This window comes from Planctomycetota bacterium (genome assembly GCA_039819165.1).
Taxonomy (GTDB): Bacteria; Planctomycetota; Phycisphaerae; order Phycisphaerales; family UBA1924; genus JAHCJI01.
In genome coordinates, this window is record JBCBSM010000001.1 from 1,021,685 (window position 1) to 1,037,918 (window position 16,234).

Genomic DNA, 16,234 nt, shown 5'->3' on the forward strand with positions numbered 1-16,234 from the left:
GGTCCAAGGGACGGCCCTCACCCAGCCCGTTCGAGCCGGGGCACGAGCACCGAGAGCAGCGTGACGTCGGCGGGCGTCACGCCCTCGAGCCGCGACGCCTGGCCGAAGGTGCCGGGCCGGAACCGCTCGAGCTGCTGGCGGGCCTCGGTCCGCAGCGCCGTCATCGCGGCGAAGTCGACGCCGGGCGGGATGCGGCGCCGCTCCATGTCGCGCAGCCGGCGGATTTCGGCCGCCTGCCGCCGGACGTAGGGCTCGTAGCGAATCTCGGCCGCGACCGTCCGCAGCACCCGGGGGTCGAGCGGGCGGCCGCCGGCGAGCGCCGCGGCGTCGGCCTCGAACCGCGCGTCGGTGTACGCCTGGGTGCGGAGCACGTCGCGCATCGGGCGGCCGTCGACGCGGGCGGCCAGCACGAGGCCGCGCACGTGCTCGAGTTCGCGGGCCCGGGCCTCGTATGTAGCACGCCGCTGCGCACCGATCGAGGTGGTTCCGAGCAGGCCAAGCTCCAAAGCGCGGGGCGTGAGGCGGTCGGCCGCGTTGTCCGACCGCAGCAGCAGCCGATGCTCGGCCCGGCTGGTGAACATGCGGTAGGGCTCGACGGGCGTCCGCGTGACGAGATCGTCCATCAGCACGCCCGCGTACGCCTCGTGCCGCCCGAGCACGAAGTCCGCGTCGCGGCCCGAGGCGAGCAGCGCCGCGTTAACGCCCGCGATGAGCCCCTGCGCCGCCGCCTCCTCGTAGCCGCTCGTGCCGTTGATCTGGCCCGCGAGGAACAGCCCGCGGTACGCCTTGGCCTGGCCCGTCGCCTCGATCTGGTGCGGCCGGACCATGTCGTACTCGACGGCGTAGCCCCACCGGTGCACGTGCGCCCTGCCGCAGCCGGGCAGCATGCGGACGATCTCGGCCTGGACGTCCCGCGGCAGGCTGGTCGCGATGCCGTTGCAGTACACCCAGTCGGTCTCGAGGCTCTCGGGCTCCAGGAACACCGTGTGGCTCGTGCGCTCGGCGAAGCGATGCACCTTGTCCTCGATGCTCGGGCAGTACCTGGGGCCGGCCGCGAGATCGCCGCGGAACATCGGCGCGCGATGCAGGTTCGCGCGCACGAGGTCGTGCGCCTCGGGCGTGGTCGCCGTCTTGCGGCACGGCGTGGGTTCGAGCACCGGGAATCGCTCGGCCGCAACATCGCCGATGCGCCAGCCCCGCTCGCGCGAGCCGCTTCGCGGCGTGAGCGCGCTGAACGGCTCGGGATCGTCGTCGGGCGGGTGCGTCTCCAGGCGGTCCCACTCGATGCTGCCCTTCGCCAGCCGAGGCGGCGTGCCGGTGCGCAGGCGGCCCAGCTCGAAGCCCATGTGCTCCAGCGTTGCCGAGAGGCCGACCGCGGGCGCCTCGCCGTCGCGGCCGCCCGGCGTGCGAACGTCGCCCGTGTGCATCAGCCCGCGCATGAACGTACCCGTCGTGAGCACGACCGCGTCGGCGTGCAGCGCTCGGGGAGCGCCGCCGGCGGACTCGATATGCACGCCGCGGACACGCCGGCCATCGAGCACGAATGCATCGACCGAGGCTTCGACGATCTCGATCTCGGGTCGCTGCTCGATCAGCGATCGGACGGCCCGGGCATACGCCAGCTTGTCGCTCTGGGCGCGGGGTCCGCGGACGGCCGGCCCGCGGCTGCGGTTGAGCACGGCGAAGTTGATGCCCGTGGCGTCGGCGGCGAGGCCCATGAGCCCGCCGAGCGCGTCGATCTCGTTGACGAGTTGGCCCTTGGCCAGCCCGCCGATCGCCGGGTTGCAGCTCATGACGCCGATGGTGTCGCGGCGGAGGGTGACCAGCGCGACCGACCCCGGCTCTCCCAGGAGGTTGGCCGCCGACCACGCGGCCTCAACGCCGGCGTGACCGCCCCCCACCACGATGACCCGGTACTCGCTGGTCACGGATGATCGTAGTGGGGAGCGCTCCCCTGACGCCGTCTGGATGCGGGAGTGCTCGGGCGTCCGCTCAGGCCCGCCGGATTCACTCCGGCGCGGCCGCAACAAAGCGAGTGTGCCGCCGGAGGGCCGCTACGGAGCGCTCGAGAACTCCTAGATCGTGCTGGTGTCGTGCTCGGCGCAGTCGGTGGCCTCGGCGACGCCGACGGCGATGGCCATCTTCACCAGGCACGGCAGCGTCTGGGCCTTCATCTTGCTCATGACGCGGCTGCGATGGACCTCGATGGTCTTCTCGCTGAGGCCCAGCTTGGCGGCCACCTGCTTGTTGGCATAGCCGGCGACCACCAGCTCCATCACCTCGCGCTCGCGGGGCGTGAGCGATTCGAGCCGCTCCTGGATGCCCGAGACGCCCTGCACCGACTCGCGGCGCTCGGCGTCCAGCTCGATGCCGCGGGTAATCTGCTCGAGCAGCTCCTGGTCGCGGAACGGCTTCTCGAGGAAGTCGATGGCGCCGCGCTTCAGGGCCTGCACCGCCATGGGTACGTCGCCGTGACCGGTAATCATGATGACCGGCAGCTCGACGCCGCGGGCCTTGAGCGAATCGAGCAGTTCCATGCCGCTGGAGCCCGGCATGCGGACGTCCAGCACGAGGCAGCCGGGTGTCTCCGATTCGAACTGGTCGAGGAAATCATCGGCGTTGGGGAACGTCTCGACGTGCAGCCCCACGGATTCGACGAGCCAGCGGAGCGAGTCCCGCATGGACGGATCGTCGTCGACGATGAACACGGTCGCGGTGTCGGTCTGAACCTGGGTCATGGGTTACCTCCCGGAGGATCGGTGTGGATCGCGGGACTGCCCGCCGTTGAGGCGCGCCGGCAGCACCGGCAGACGCAGCTCGAAGACCGCGCCACCCCCCTGACGGTCGCGGGCGGTCATCGTGCCGCCGTGGACTTCCGCGATGGTCTTGCAGATGGAAAGCCCGAGGCCCATCCCGCGGGCCTTGGTGGAATAGAACGGCTGGAATAGCTTGCCCTTGTCGCCCGCCTTCAACCCCCCACCGTTGTCGGCCACGCGGAGGAACGCCATGCCGTCCTCGCCGACGCCCGTCTGGACCTCGACTCGGCCGTCTCGCACGCCCGCCTCGCGCACCGAATCGGCGGCGTTGCGGATCAAGTTGAGCGCGACCTGCTGCATCTGGACGGCGTCTCCGCGAATATGCGGCAGATCTTCGCACAGCGCAATCCGCAGGTGCTGGCGCTTCGCCGAGGCACTTGCGACCGCGAGGTCAATGGCCTGTCGCACGGGCTGGTTCAGGTCGATCTCGCAGTACGAGGTCGACGACTGGGAGGCGAACGACCTCATGCGTCGGATGATTCCCGCAGCGAAGCTCGCGAGTTCGGCGCAGTCGCGGATGGCCTTCTCGAGCTGGGCGGAATCCATGTCGCCCCGCTCCAGCCGCCGCAGGCAGCCGTTCATGTAGTTCGAGATCGCGCCAAGCGGCTGGTTGAGCTCGTGGGCCATGCCGCTGGCCAGCTCTCCGAGCGAACTCAGCCGCCAGTTGTGCGCCAGCTCCTCGAGCTTCTCGCGATACTGCTGCTCGACCAGCTTCGACTCGGTGAGCGACTCGTGGGTGATCACCGCGTAGCGGCGGCCCTCGTAATCGAAGCCCGAGACCCGGACCTGGAACCAGCGCTGCCGCGTCGGGCTGTCGCAGGGATACTCCACGTAGGCCGCTTCTTGGCGGCCCGAGAGGACCGCTCGCAGCCCGCTGGCGACCTCGCTGGCTTCCGCCGGGCCATCGCCCGAGGCCGAATCACAGACTCCGAGGTAGTTCAGGCCCACCCCGGAGCTGGCGTTCTCGTAGCCGTTCTCCCGGCCGAATCGCCTCCACGCGGCGTTGACCGCCAGGATGACGCCGCGGTCGTCGAGGATGGCGACCTCCGAGGGCGCCGCATCCAGCGCAGCGGACATCAGGGCCTCGGGGTCGGCCGCCGGGTGGATGGTGGATGGAGACGAGCAGGTCATGGGCACGTTCCGTGGTTTCCCGTATAAATCCAACCACTCTGGGACATCGGGCAATCCAATTCGGCGCATAACGGCGGGAAAATGGCCGCACGAATACGGGATATTACCTATTTTTGGCCACTTTTGGGAGATCTCGAGGGTTGGGGAGAAGGTAACGGATGGAACCCCGGGCGGCTAGCCGGTGTACCGATTGGTCCCAGAACTTGACCACACCGGCCACTTTGGGCCGTTTTTGCAGACCGTTCGGCGGTATTGCTGGTAGACTGGACCTCGACCGAGAGACCGTAGAAGCCCACGAGGCGTGATAGGAGAGATCCCATGAGCGAGAACCCCCGTCGGGCGGCCATCTTGGCTGCCGCGGCAGGACTGGTGTTTGCCGCCACCGCGAGCGCCCAGTCCTCGTGCCCCGCCGATCTGGACGGCGACGGCGAACTGACCGTCTTCGACTTCCTGGAGTTCCAGAACCTCTTCGACGCCGGCGATCTCCGAGCCGATTTCGATGGCGACGGCGAGTTGAACATCTTCGACTTCCTGGCCTTCCAGAACGCCTTCAACGACGGCTGCCCGGAGGACCCGATCTCGATCGAGCTGGCCAGCGTTGATCTGCCGGCCTTCCCGTTCGCCGACTTCGTCGAGACCTTCGACGAGGGTGAGGCGATCACCATCTCGATCGATCCCTCCAAGGTCACCATTCCGAGCGGCCTCGTCGACGTCTACCTCGTCGAGGACAAGACCGCCTCGGAGTGGGCGAGCGACCCGACCCTGACCGACGCCCGCGGCTTCCCGCAGCCGTCCAACTTCAGCGGCGGCGCCTCGACGGCGGACAACCAGGTCGCCCAGGGCGGCGTGGGCTTCCTGAACGCCGACGCCGGCGAGAACATCGGCGTGCCCTACGACGTGGTCGTCGACGTCGACGGCAACGGCGAGCTGAGCGACGGCGACTTCATCGACGGGCTCGATGAGGTCGGCTTCTGGCTCTTCAAGGACCTGACCACCTCCGGCCCGGCCGCCACCACCCGCGTGAGCACCTACACCGCCACGTTCCCGGGCATCCCCTCCAGCCGCGACGAGCAGCGGCTGACCTACCCGACCGACATCGCGACCCGCGATAACGTGCCGGTGGTGATCATCGCGCACGGCAACGGCCAGCAGTACGTCTGGTACGACTACATGCACGACCACTTCGCCAGCCACGGCTTCGTGGTCATGAGCCACCAGAACGACACGGTGCCGGGCATCGAGACGGCCAGCGAGACCATCCTACGCCACACCGACTACTTCTGGGGCAACCTGGACACCATCGCCGGCGGCGTGCTCGAGGGCCGGCTCGATAAGAGCAACACGAGCTGGATCGGCCACAGCCGCGGCGGCGAGGGCGTCGCCCGCGCGGTCGACAAGATCATCGACGGCATCTACACGCCGGTGAACTACTCGCTGAGCGACCTCAACTTCGTGTCGAGCATCGCGCCGACCGACTTCCTGCTGACCTCGCGTTCGAACCCCCACGGCGTCAACTACCACCACATCGCCGGCGCCGGCGATGGCGACGTCAACGGCGGCCCCACCTCGCCCATCGTGCAGTACTTCGCGCTCTACGAGCGTGCCAACGACGGACCGGGCGACGAGCAGCGGACCAACACGTACATCCACGGCGCCGACCACAACGACTTCAACTGCTGCGGCTTCAACGACTACACGGGCCCCGCGGCGCTGCAGATCGGCCGCGCCGAGGCCCAGCAGGCCGCCAAGATCATCTGGCTGGTGCTCATCCAGAACGCCGCCCGTGGCAACGAGGCGGCCATGGAGTACATGCAGCGCCAGTGGGAGTCGACCAACCCCGAGGGCGTCCGCGACACGACCATCGTTGACCTGGAGTTCAAGGCCGCCTTCGACCTGACCGAGAAGACGATCATCGACGACTTCCAGAGCCAGCCGTCGGCCAACGTCGCCAGCTCGACCGCGGCGATCACCTTCAACGTCTCGAACGTGACCGAGGGCCGCATCGACGACGGCAACACCTCGTTCACCTGGACCTCCAGCGACCCGATGAACGGCATGACCCGCGGCAACAACGGCGGCGACCAGACCCGCGGCGTCGTCTTCGACTACAACAGCGACCGCTTCTTCGAGTATGAGCTCCCCGGCCTGCCGGTGTTCACCGACTTCACCGAGTACGAGAAGCTCTCCTTCCGCGTCTGCCAGGGCACCCGCCACCCCGAGACCACCGCGGTCACGGGCGACCAGACCTTCACCGTCACGCTCCGCGACAGCTCGGGCGGCACCAGCTCGATCAACGTCGGGGTGTACGGCGGCGGCGCCGAGGAGCCCTTCCCCCGCACGGGCGCCGGCTCGGGCGCGGGCTGGGGCAACGAGTTCGAGACCATCCGCATCAACATCGAGGACTTCGTCCGCGATGGGGTGGCCCTCGACCTGGAGAACATCGAGGCCGTCCGCTTCGAGTTCGGTCCGTCCTTCGGCACGCCCCGGGGCCGCATCGGCTTCGATGACCTGGAGCTGCTGAAGTAGGAATTCCAACGCTGATGAGGAAGAGTCGCCACGCCTAGGCGTGGCGCACCTGAACGACCCAAACCGACCAACCATCGGAGTCAGAGAGCCATGAAGTTCCTGAACATGACCATCGCCGCGAGCGCCGTTGCCGCCGTCGTGACCGCCGCTCCGCCGCAGCTTCCCGCCACGCCGGCGCCCGTCGCCGACATCGTCTTCGCCCAGCCGTTCACCCTCGACGAGGGCGAGCGGAGCACCTGGCGCAAGGACAAGCCCATGGTGGATAGCGGCTACATCGTCGTCCTCAAGGTCAACCCCGACCTGGTGTACCCCCGCCAGACCGCCGAGCCCGTGCTCTACATCGGCGACACCACCGCGCAGCGGATGAACGTCGGCTACCGCTCGGGCCACGTCGTGGCCATCGTCGGCGCCGAGATCGCCGGCGACGACGCCATGGACCTGTCCAAGGTCAAGATCTGGTTCGGCACGCCCGAGCTGCCCGAGCGGGTCGATCCGGCTCGCATCGCGCAGGAGTCGGGCTTGGCCGACGAGGCCGGCATCAAGCCGTTCTCGCAGCAGAAGATCGACGCGCTGCTCGCCCAGAACGAGACCCTCGAGGAGGCCAACATGAATGGCATCCTCGATGACGTCGCCGGCCTGATCCGCCGCTTCAGCCCGCAGGAGGAGAGCCTCGCCGACGGCCTGGACGCGAGCTCGGGCAGCAGTTCCGGCAGCTGATCAAACTCGCCCGCGAGGCGACATCCCCAGCACCAATCCCACGCCCCCGGCCTCATGCCGGGGGCGTGGTCGTTTGATGCGTGCCAAAGTTCGCTGCAGGCCCGGCTTGGCCGCTAACGCAGGTGAATTAGCCGTCGTCCTCGAACCGCTTGCGTGCGCGACGCTTGGCAGCCAGCAGGCCGCCCTCGGCCGCGTCGTCCTTCTTGGGAGCCACACGCTCGACCTTGGGCGAGGCCTGCTCCCGGCGTTGCTGGTTGGCTGCTCGCTCGGCCCGGGCGCGGAGGATCCGCTGCTGGGCCTCGAAGGCGATGCGCTGGGCGTCCTCGTCGGTAGCGGCAACGTCTACGGCGGTGCGGGTCCGCTGCACGCGGCTGGTCGCGCGGGCGCCGCCGCGGCTGCGGATGGCGCCCACGCTCGCACCCGCGGCGCTACCCCGCTGCCGAAGGCCCCGGGTCGCTCGCAGCCAGTCGGCCCCGAACGCCGAGCTGAGCAGCCGGTCCCATGCCACGCGGCGGGTGCCAACGTCTAGGAGGAGCACGGCGAGGGCCCAGGCCAGCAGCGTCCGCCACAGCGGCGTGCGGGCCTCGATGGGGCCGATGTCCCCGCGATCGAAGAGCAGCTCGGCGTCGCCCGGCGTGAGCACCCGGCCGCCCGTCTGCTCGGCCAGTGCGCGAAGCAGGCCCGCGTCCGACGAGAGCGCACGGAACTCGCTGCCGCCGCTGACCGTCACGCCCGCGAGCATGGGCGGCAGCGGCCGGCCGTCCTGCGTGCCGCGGACCACGAGCACGTACGAGCCGGGCTCGTCCGCGTCGACGGCGGCCTCGTAGGCCCCCGGACCGACCTGCGACAGCGCGGCCTGGCCGACCTGGCCCGACGAGCCGTAGACCGTGACGCCGCCTCGAACGAGATCGAGCGGCACGCCGTCGTCGTCGGCGGCGTTGAGCTCGGTGCGGATCAAGCCGTCCTCGTGCCGCACGCGGAGGTCGAGTCCCGAGTCCTCGACCGAGCGGCTCATGGCGCGGGCGAGCTGGCCCCAGAACCGCTGGTAGCCCGGCCAATCCACCCAGCGAGAGGCCCACTCGTGCGCATCGCTCGTGAAGGCCGCCACCTGGCCCACGCCGACGTTCCAGTGCGCCAGCAGCGGCTCGCCGCGGCGGGTGGCCATGGCCAGCGTGACCGACGCGTCCTCGCGGGGGCGTGTCAGGTTGACGCCGCCGAGCCTCGGCAGCTGCGTCAGGCCCGCCGTCACCGCCGAGGGCGCGGGCAGCACGACGGGCGTGATCGCCCCCTCGCGGACCAGCGGCGTGCGGGCGACGCGGACCTCCTTGAGGAAGACGCGGGGCAGCACGTTGGGATTGATGACGTGGTAGTACGAGCCCTGGGCCGCGTCGGCCACCTGCTCCATCGTGCCCAGATCGGCGCCGTCCCCCACCGCGATGGTCGAGACGGTGACGCCGTCGCGGTGGATGTCCTCGGCGATGCCCGCCAGCTGGTCGGCGTCCATCGCGCGGCCGTCGGACAGCACGATCATGTGCTTGACCTTGGCGTCGGCGGCGGCGAGCTGCTCGGCGGCCAGCCTCATGGCCGGCGCGATGCGCGTGCCGCCGCCCGAGCGGATGCCTCGGATGGCCGCCGCTGCGCGATCGGGATCGTCGTTGGGCCCCATGGGCAGCACCAGCTGCGTCGCGCTGTTGAACGACACGACGCACACGCGGTCACTGGGATCGAGGGCCGCCACCGCGATCGCCGCCGCCTCGTTGGCGATGTCCTGCTGCGAGCGGGCCGAACCCAGCACGCCGCGGCGCATGCTGCCGGAGCTGTCGAGCACGATGGCGATGGCGATCTCGGGCGTGACGGCCCGCTGGGGCAGATCCAGGTGCAGCGGCAGGATGGGCTCGAGCGGCGATCCCCGCCAGCCGCCCGCGCCGAACGAGCGCGGCCCGCCCACCATCACGAGCCCGCCGCCCATCTCCGAGACGAACGTCGCCAGCGCCCGCTGCGTGCCGCGGTCGATCTCGTCGGCCGCGACGCCCTGCAGGATGACCAGGTCGAAGGCCTCGAACTCGATCAGGTCGCTCGGGATGCCGACGGGCGGCCGCAGCTCCGCGGTCAGCCCCGCGTCGGACAAGGCGCGGCCGAGCAGCGCCCCGGGGCCGTCGGGCGCCGCGCCGCTCACGCCGTCGACGACGAGCACCGAGCCATCGCCCGGCGACAGCGTGAAGGCCGACCCGGTGTTATTCTCCAGGGCGGTGTCGGCCCGGATGCCACCGCGCTCTTCGGGCTCGAAGACGGCCCGGAAGCGGTGCACCCGGCCCGGCGGCAGCTCGACCTCCACCAGTTCGACGCTGCGGCCGGCATCGAGCAGCACGCGACGCCCGGTGCCCGGATCGGCGCCGTTGGCGTCGACTTCGCGATCGTTGAGCGTCAGCCGCAGCACACCGGCGGCCGGCGCGGTCGCGCGGAGGCCGACCCGCACGAGCACCGTCGCGCCCGACGCGGTCCGCGGCGGCGCATCGACGAACTCGACCGAGACCTCCCGTTCGACCCGGTACTCGATGGGCAGCACGTCGATCGGCAGACCGCCGCGGGCGCCCTCGCCTAGCAGCCGCGCCCGAGCGAGGTCCTCGGCAACGGCGAGGGCGTCGCCCTGTGTCTCGTTGCCGTCCGACAGCAGCAGGATGCGGCCCGCACTATCCGCCGGGATCATTGCGGCCGCGAGCCGAAGCGCCGCAGCGATGTCCGTTCCGCCCGAGCCCACCTGGGGCAGCGGGCGATCGGCGATGTCGCTCCGCGTCGGTGCGGCCACGGGCTCGGTGCCGCGGGCGAACGCCACGACGCCCAGCAGGTCCTCGTCGTCGCGCGCCGTGGCCGCCGATTCGAGGAACGCCCGGATCCGCTGCGCCGCGCCCTGCCCGTCCGCGCCGCCGTAGCGATCTACGGAGGCCGAGACGTCCACCGCGGCCACGACGGCGAGTCGATTGGTCTCCTGCACCGAACTCGCGCCCGCGAGACCCGCCGACAGCAGCGCGATGAGCACGAGCCGGGCGACCGCCGCGGAGACGCGCCGCGATGCGGTCATCGACACGAACCGCCGGTACGCCACGTAGCCCAGCGGCGCCGCGAGAAGGAGCAGCATCAGCCACCACGGGTTGTCCCACGCAAGGCCCATCATCGCGGCGGCCTCACCGCGATCCGCCTTCGGCCGGCGCGGCCTCGGCGGGCGCCGGCGCGAACTGCTCGGCGTACCGGCGGAAGACGCGGCGGATCAGCTCGCTCCGCCGCCGCGGCACGCGCTCCTGCTCGATGGCGTCCTGGGCGCCGCGGGCGGCCCGCCGCACGTCCCGCGCTATGCCCTCGACCGGACGGCCCGGCGTGTCGCGGCCCTCGCCGAACCACTCGGCGACGGTCTGCATCGCGTCGGCCTCGCCGGGCTCCTCGGGGCGGGCGTCGACGATCTCCTGCTGCCACGGATTCGTCGCAGACGGCGGCGCACCAGATCGCTGGTCACCGTCCGCGCCGCCCGGAGCGGCACCACCACCGTCCGGCCGCCCGCCGGCATCATCGGCCGGCGCATCCTGCTGCTGGTCTTGCTCGCGGAGCCGCTCGAGCAATTCCCGCTGCTCGTCGGGCGACATGCGATCGAAGGCCTCGCGGGCCCGCCGGCGGAGATCCTCGGCCTGCCGCTGCCGCTCCTGGGCCCGCTGGGGCCGCTCGGCCAGGTCCCGCAGCCGATCCGAGAGGCGACCGCCGCCCTCGCCCTGCTGACCCTCTTGATCTCCTTCACCGTCCTGGTCGGACTCTGCGCCGTCCGAGGGCTGCGATGCGTCCGGCCGCTGCGTGGGCGTGCCGCTCGGACTTTGCTGCCCCTGCTGCCCGGGCCGCTCGCCGGAGGCATCCTGCGCCTCGCCGGGCTCGCTGGGCGATTCGGATTGCGACGCGCCATCCTGGGCTTGATCCGCGATGGTCTCGTCGGGAGCGGCTTGGTCCGGATTTGGCTGACCGGGATCCTGCTGCGCCGGATCGGCTTGTGATGGATCCGGCTGCTGCGCTCCCGCCGGCTGCGAACCGGGTGATTGCTGCGGCGCCCCTTCACTCGCGGTCTCGCTCGATTGCTCGCCCTGCTGCGCGTCCGGTTGGCCACCTTCGGTCTGCTGGCCGGGCCGCTCGCCCTGCCGCTGCTCGCCCGGTTGTTCTGCCGGTCGCTCGCTTGCTTGCTCGGACGGCTCTGCGCCCTGACGCTCGCCGGCCTGCTCGCCTTGCTGGGTCTGCTGCCCCTGCTGGGATTGCTCGCCGCTCCGCTCCTGCGATTGCTCGGACTGGGGCGGCTCGGCTCCGGGATCCCGCGGGGCGGCCGGCTCGCTCCCCTGATCGGGTCGCTGGTCGGGCGGCTGCGCACCGTCGGGCGGTGTCTCGGCCGGATCCTGGATCTGGTCGGCGGCCTCCCGCAGGGCATCGCTGAGGTCTTGTGCGCCCTCGGGTCGATCGGGCCGCGGGGCCTCGTCGCTGGATGAGCCGGCGTCCTCCTCGGCGGGATCGCCGGGCGGGGTCGCCGGCGTGTCGCCGGCCTCCGGCGGGTCCGAAGGCGCCTCGCCTGCGCGGTCCTGCGTCGCTTGGGCGGCCCGCTCGACCTGGTCGGCGAGATCGCGGAGCGACTCCGCCGCCCGATCGCGGTCGGGCTGCGGCGCGGTCCCGTCGGCGGCGGCCGACTGCTCCAGCTGCTCGGCGACCTCCGCCGCCCGCTGCAGGTCGCCCCGCTGGAGCGCATCTTCCAGGCGGTCGGCGAGTTCGGACAGCGAGCCCTCCTCGGCCGGCGGCTCCGGCGTGTCGCGGCGCTCGAGTCGGGAGAGCGCATCGCGGAGGGCCTGGTCCTCATCGAGGTCGCGCTGCGAGGACTCCTCGATCGCGTCGGCGACCTCCGCCGCCGCAGACGCCGCCTCGGTGGCGGCGGCCGCCGGGTCCGCGCCGGCGGCCAGCTCGTCCTCGATCTCGCGGAGCCGCTCGAGTTGCTCCTCGATGCGGGCCCGCTCGGCGGGATCCTCGTCATCGGCGGGCAGGTCGACGACGCGGTCGGCCAGGCCGCGGACCTCGTCTTGCACGGCCTGGCGTTGCTCCTCGCTGGCCACCGTGCGGACCCGCGGCGACGGTCCCCACGGCGGCAGGTAGGCCGCCAGCAGGAACGCCCCCGCGACGAGTGCGGGCCAGGCGAGCCAGCCGCGGCCGAGCCGAACCGGCGCGACCTCGGCGGCGCGGACCGATGTCGCCCGCCCTTCGGCCTCCCGCACGGCCAGGGCGGCGAAGCCGGCATCCTCGCCGGCATCCGCGGACAGCTGCCAGGCGTTGCTGATCGTGTCGGGCAGCCCGGCGTGCGCGTCCGCCGCGGCAGCCGCGTGCTCGGGCCGGACGTCCGCCAGGGCCGCGATCGCGACGCCCGCGGCAACGCCGGCGGCCACGACGCCGGCCACTGCGACCCACGCCCAGGGTGCCTCGCCGAGCCATCGCGACGCCGCGACGAGGCCCGCCGAGGCACCGCCGGCGATCGCGAGGGACCAGGCCACGCGGTCCAGGGCGATCCGCAGCCGCCACCTCGACCGGATCCGCCCGATGAGGCGGGTCGTCTGTGCGTCGGCTCGTGGTTCGGTGCTGCGTCCCATAGCGTCCGCGGGGGCGTCGCGCTCTCGCGCCAGGTCGACGCCGTGCCGCCTCCGGTCCATACGCACGCGGGGGCCCCGCGGTGCGTCTGGTACTGTATCGGCATGGATGCGCACGACGTGCTGGGCCGGCTCTGCGCCGGGTCGACCCTCGGGGAGGAGGAGGCCTACCACGCCTTCGGGTTGCTCCTAGGCGGCGAGCTGGACGACGCCCAGATCGGCGGGCTGCTCGCGCTGATCCAGGCCCGCGGCGCCACCGTCGACGAGCTGGTCGGCGCCGCCCGCGTGATGCGCGAGAAGGCCGCGGCCGTAACGCCCGACGGCGCGCCCGAGGGCACGGTCGTCCTGGATACCTGCGGCACGGGCGGAGCGCCCAAGACGTTCAACATCTCCACCGCGTCGGCCATCGTCACCGCGGCGGCGGGACGCGGCCGCATCCTGGTCGCCAAGCACGGCAACCGCAGCCGATCGGGCCGGGGGTCGGCCGAGGTCCTTAGCGAGCTGGGCGTGAACGTCGATGCGCCGCCCGCGGTGCAGGGGCGGTGCCTGGGCGAGGCGCACGTGTGCTTCTGCTTCGCGATCCACCACCACCCCGCCGCGCGGCACGCCGCCGGGGCCCGCCGGAGCCTGGGCTTCCCGACGATCTTCAACGTGCTCGGCCCGCTCACGAATCCGGCCGGCGCGCCGCGGCAGCTCATGGGCATCTACCACGCCGATCTCGTCGAGCCGCAGGCCCGGGCGCTCGCGCGGCTCGGCGCCGAGCGCGCCATGGTCGTGCACGGCCGCGACGGCATGGACGAGGTCTCGACCACCGGCCCGACCATCGTGGGCCGCGTGGAGGGTGGCACGGTGACCATGGACGAGATCGACGCGGCCGACTACGGCCTGCCGAGAGCGACGCTCGACGACCTGCAGGTGCCCGACCTGCGGAGCGCGGCGGACGTCGTCCGCGGCGTGCTCGAGGGCGAGCGGGGACCCAAGCGGGACGCGGTGGTCGCCAACAGCGCGGCGGCGCTGCTGATCTGCGATGCGTGCGACACGATGGAGGCGGGGATCGAGCGGGCCGAGGCGGCGATCGACTCGGGCGATGCGCTGCGGACCCTGGGCAGGCTCGCCGAGCTCTCGCAGGCGAGTGAGAACGGCGCCGGCTAGTCGGCCTCGAGGCTTCGGATGGCGCTGGCGAGCTTCTTGCCGCGCTCGCCCCGCACGATCAGCCGGGGCTCGGGCACGTTGGGGTCCGCCTCGCTGGCGGCGATCCAGTAGACGCCGTCGGTCTTCTTCTGGCCGGCGACCCAGCCCTTGGCGGCATCCCAGCCCTTCGTCGACCGAAGGTCCTTGAGGCCCAGCGTCCGCCGCAGGTCGGCGATCATGGCGCCGATGGTGTCCTGGTCCTTGCGGGCGGCATCGTGCAGGTCGAGCACCTCGACGCCCGCCTGCCGCAGCGCCGACAGCCGCGTCTCGATGGCGTGCCGCGACTCGGGCGACAGCGCAGTCGCGTCGCGGACGACCAGCAGCGTGCCGTCGAGCCGCTCCTTCGAGGACGCAAAGTGCTCGAGGATCGCGGCCGGGGAGGGCGCGCTGCGCGGCCCCTGGGCGGAGGCGTGCTCCTGCGCGGCCTGCGGCGCGTAGGGGTCGTAGAACGAGTTGTTGGCCCGGTCCATCGCGGGCCGCAGCACCAGCAGGCCGACGCCGATGACCGGCATGACGATGAGGACGATCGCCAGGCCGATGCCGAAGCCCCCGCCCCGCTGCTTGCCCCGGGGCGGCGCACCGTGTGCCACGCGTCCGACGCGGCGATCGTGGGCGCGCCGCTGCGTCGCGCGGGCGCGGCCGCGGGCGTCGGCGACCTGCTCGCGGGCGGTCTTGCGGGCCGACACCGGCGTCGCGGCGCGGGCAACGACGACCGGTTCCGCGGGTGCCGCGGAGGCCTGCACTGCGGGGGCCGCGTCGTCCACGGCGAAGCTCCCCGTCCACCAGTTGAGCATGCGGACCCGCGAGCGTCCCTTCGCGGGCTGCGCAGGGGCCTCGGACTCGTCGGCGGGCGGGGCGTACGCGGCCCGCTGGACCACGGGCTCCTCGGCCCGGGCCTCGGGCTCGGCGGACGCGTGCTCGACCGCGTCGACGGTGCCCCGCATGCTGGGCAGCTGCGCGGGCTTGACCGCGAAGGCATCGTCGGCCGCCAGCACGAAGCGCACGTCCTGGAGCATCTCATCGGCCGAGCGGTACCGCTTGTCGTAGTCGGTCATCGCACGGCGGACGATCCACCGCACACTCTCGGGGCAGCGCTGCGAGATCTGGCTCAGCCCGCCGTGCGCGGGGAAGCTGTTCTCGACCACCGAGTAGAGCACCGCGCCGACGGCGTACACGTCGAACTTGGCGCCATCAACCTCGTTGACCTTCACGCCCCGCAATGCCATCCGCACCATCTCGGGATCGCGGAAGTACTCGGTGCCGTGCGTGGTCAGCGTCATGGCCGACCGCAGGTGGGTGATGAGCCCGAAGTCGACGAGGCGCGCCTTGTCGCCGTCGACGATGACGTTGTCGGGCTTGACATCCTTGTGCCACAGGCCGCCGGCGTGGTAGCCCGAGAGGGTCTCGAGCAGGTCGGCGGTGTAGCCCAGCGCGGCGTCGAGGTTCGCGTCGGTCAGGCCGCGGTTGCCCGAAACGGCGTGCAGCCGCTGGGTCAGCCGGGTGAGGCTCTCGCCCGGCGCGTACCGCATGACGTAGTGGAAGCGGCCCTCGGTCAACTCGTGCTCGAGCACCAATCCGAGCTTCTTGGCCGAATCCAGCGACCGGCTCTCGCGGACGATCTGCGGCAGGCTCGAGCCCTCGCCCAGCCCGAAGGCCTTGATGACGACCTTCTCGACGTCGTCGATGCCGCGGCGCTCGAAGGCCGCACGCTTGGAGGCATCGGGCACGGCAATGTACAGCTTGCCGCCCGAACCGCCGCCCGGCAGCGAGCCGACGATCTCGTAGCCGTCGAAGCGACCGACGCGACGGGACGGCTTGTCGGGGCCCGGCGCGGCGGCCATCAGATCGGGAATGCGGCGCTCGAAGCCCTCGGTCAGCGGCGTCAGGCACAGCAGCTCGGCGGGATGGCCGATGAGCACGCGGTAGATGGCCGCCCCCAGCGTGCGGATCTCGTCGCTCACGCCGCGGCCGTAATGGCCCACCTTGGACCAGTGGGCGATGACGATGTTGGCCACGACCAGGATGCTCAGGATGGGCACGGTGATGAGCACGCCCAGGATGCGGAGGATGTCGCTCAGCTCGCCCACGATGAAGCCGCCCAGCTTCCGCAGCACGAACGCGAGCGCCTTGAAGGCGTAGATGATCGCGATGATCGCGGCGGGGATGATCAGGACCAGGGCCAGGATCGTCAGCAGCGGTGACATG

Annotated in this window: 9 protein-coding genes; 3 read left to right on the plus strand and 6 right to left on the minus strand. The window is 71.7% G+C overall.

Features of this window, described 5'->3' with window-relative positions; all coding sequences use genetic code 11:
• Positions 1-17: 17 nt before the first annotated feature.
• The 3 genes from mnmG to AAFX79_04545 form a co-directional block, all read right to left on the minus strand.
• Complete coding sequence (gene mnmG / locus AAFX79_04535) at positions 18-1,928, minus strand: tRNA uridine-5-carboxymethylaminomethyl(34) synthesis enzyme MnmG (protein ID MEO1007808.1); 1,911 nt, start codon at positions 1,926-1,928, stop codon at positions 18-20.
• A gap of 147 nt (positions 1,929-2,075) precedes the next feature.
• A complete protein-coding gene (locus AAFX79_04540) occupies positions 2,076-2,738 on the minus strand; it encodes a response regulator transcription factor (protein ID MEO1007809.1) in 663 nt (220 codons plus the stop codon).
• A gap of 3 nt (positions 2,739-2,741) precedes the next feature.
• Positions 2,742-3,947, minus strand: a complete 1,206-nt coding sequence (locus tag AAFX79_04545; protein ID MEO1007810.1) for an ATP-binding protein — start codon at positions 3,945-3,947, stop codon at positions 2,742-2,744.
• A gap of 318 nt (positions 3,948-4,265) precedes the next feature.
• Here AAFX79_04545 and AAFX79_04550 point away from each other — a divergent pair, with 318 nt between their 5' ends.
• Both AAFX79_04550 and AAFX79_04555 read left to right on the plus strand, forming a co-directional pair.
• Positions 4,266-6,473 (plus strand): GC-type dockerin domain-anchored protein, encoded by a 2,208-nt coding sequence (locus AAFX79_04550; GenBank protein ID MEO1007811.1) that lies wholly within the window; start codon positions 4,266-4,268, stop codon positions 6,471-6,473.
• A gap of 90 nt (positions 6,474-6,563) precedes the next feature.
• Entirely contained in the window at positions 6,564-7,190 is a 627-nt protein-coding gene (locus AAFX79_04555) for a hypothetical protein (protein MEO1007812.1), read from the plus strand.
• Between the two features lie 127 nt (positions 7,191-7,317).
• On the opposite strand, the gene AAFX79_04560 is transcribed toward AAFX79_04555, so the two are convergent.
• Both AAFX79_04560 and AAFX79_04565 read right to left on the minus strand, forming a co-directional pair.
• Positions 7,318-10,362, minus strand: a complete 3,045-nt coding sequence (locus AAFX79_04560) for a VWA domain-containing protein (protein ID MEO1007813.1) — start codon at positions 10,360-10,362, stop codon at positions 7,318-7,320.
• A gap of 10 nt (positions 10,363-10,372) precedes the next feature.
• Positions 10,373-12,841, minus strand: coding sequence for a hypothetical protein (locus AAFX79_04565; protein ID MEO1007814.1), 2,469 nt, complete (start codon positions 12,839-12,841; stop codon positions 10,373-10,375).
• A gap of 102 nt (positions 12,842-12,943) precedes the next feature.
• On the opposite strand from AAFX79_04565, the gene trpD reads away from it, so the two are divergent.
• Positions 12,944-13,990, plus strand: coding sequence for an anthranilate phosphoribosyltransferase (trpD, locus tag AAFX79_04570; protein MEO1007815.1), 1,047 nt, complete (start codon positions 12,944-12,946; stop codon positions 13,988-13,990).
• Here the strand turns inward: trpD and AAFX79_04575 are convergent.
• The gene (locus AAFX79_04575; protein MEO1007816.1) at positions 13,987-16,233 is read right to left on the minus strand and encodes a hypothetical protein; all 2,247 of its coding nucleotides are present in this window, start codon (positions 16,231-16,233) and stop codon (positions 13,987-13,989) included. The two genes, trpD and AAFX79_04575, sit on opposite strands and share 4 nt — an antisense overlap.
• Position 16,234: the final 1 nt, after the last annotated feature.

Coding starts and splice junctions, on each gene's coding strand:
- AAFX79_04550 (MEO1007811.1), top strand. CDS start 4,266: ATGAGCGAGAACCCCCGTCGGGCGGCCATCTTGGCTGCCGCGGCAGGA.
- AAFX79_04575 (MEO1007816.1), bottom strand. CDS start 16,233: ATGTCACCGCTGCTGACGATCCTGGCCCTGGTCCTGATCATCCCCGCC.
- AAFX79_04555 (MEO1007812.1), top strand. CDS start 6,564: ATGAAGTTCCTGAACATGACCATCGCCGCGAGCGCCGTTGCCGCCGTC.
- AAFX79_04560 (MEO1007813.1), bottom strand. CDS start 10,362: ATGATGGGCCTTGCGTGGGACAACCCGTGGTGGCTGATGCTGCTCCTT.
- AAFX79_04540 (MEO1007809.1), bottom strand. CDS start 2,738: ATGACCCAGGTTCAGACCGACACCGCGACCGTGTTCATCGTCGACGAC.
- AAFX79_04545 (MEO1007810.1), bottom strand. CDS start 3,947: ATGACCTGCTCGTCTCCATCCACCATCCACCCGGCGGCCGACCCCGAG.
- trpD (MEO1007815.1), top strand. CDS start 12,944: ATGGATGCGCACGACGTGCTGGGCCGGCTCTGCGCCGGGTCGACCCTC.
- AAFX79_04565 (MEO1007814.1), bottom strand. CDS start 12,841: ATGGGACGCAGCACCGAACCACGAGCCGACGCACAGACGACCCGCCTC.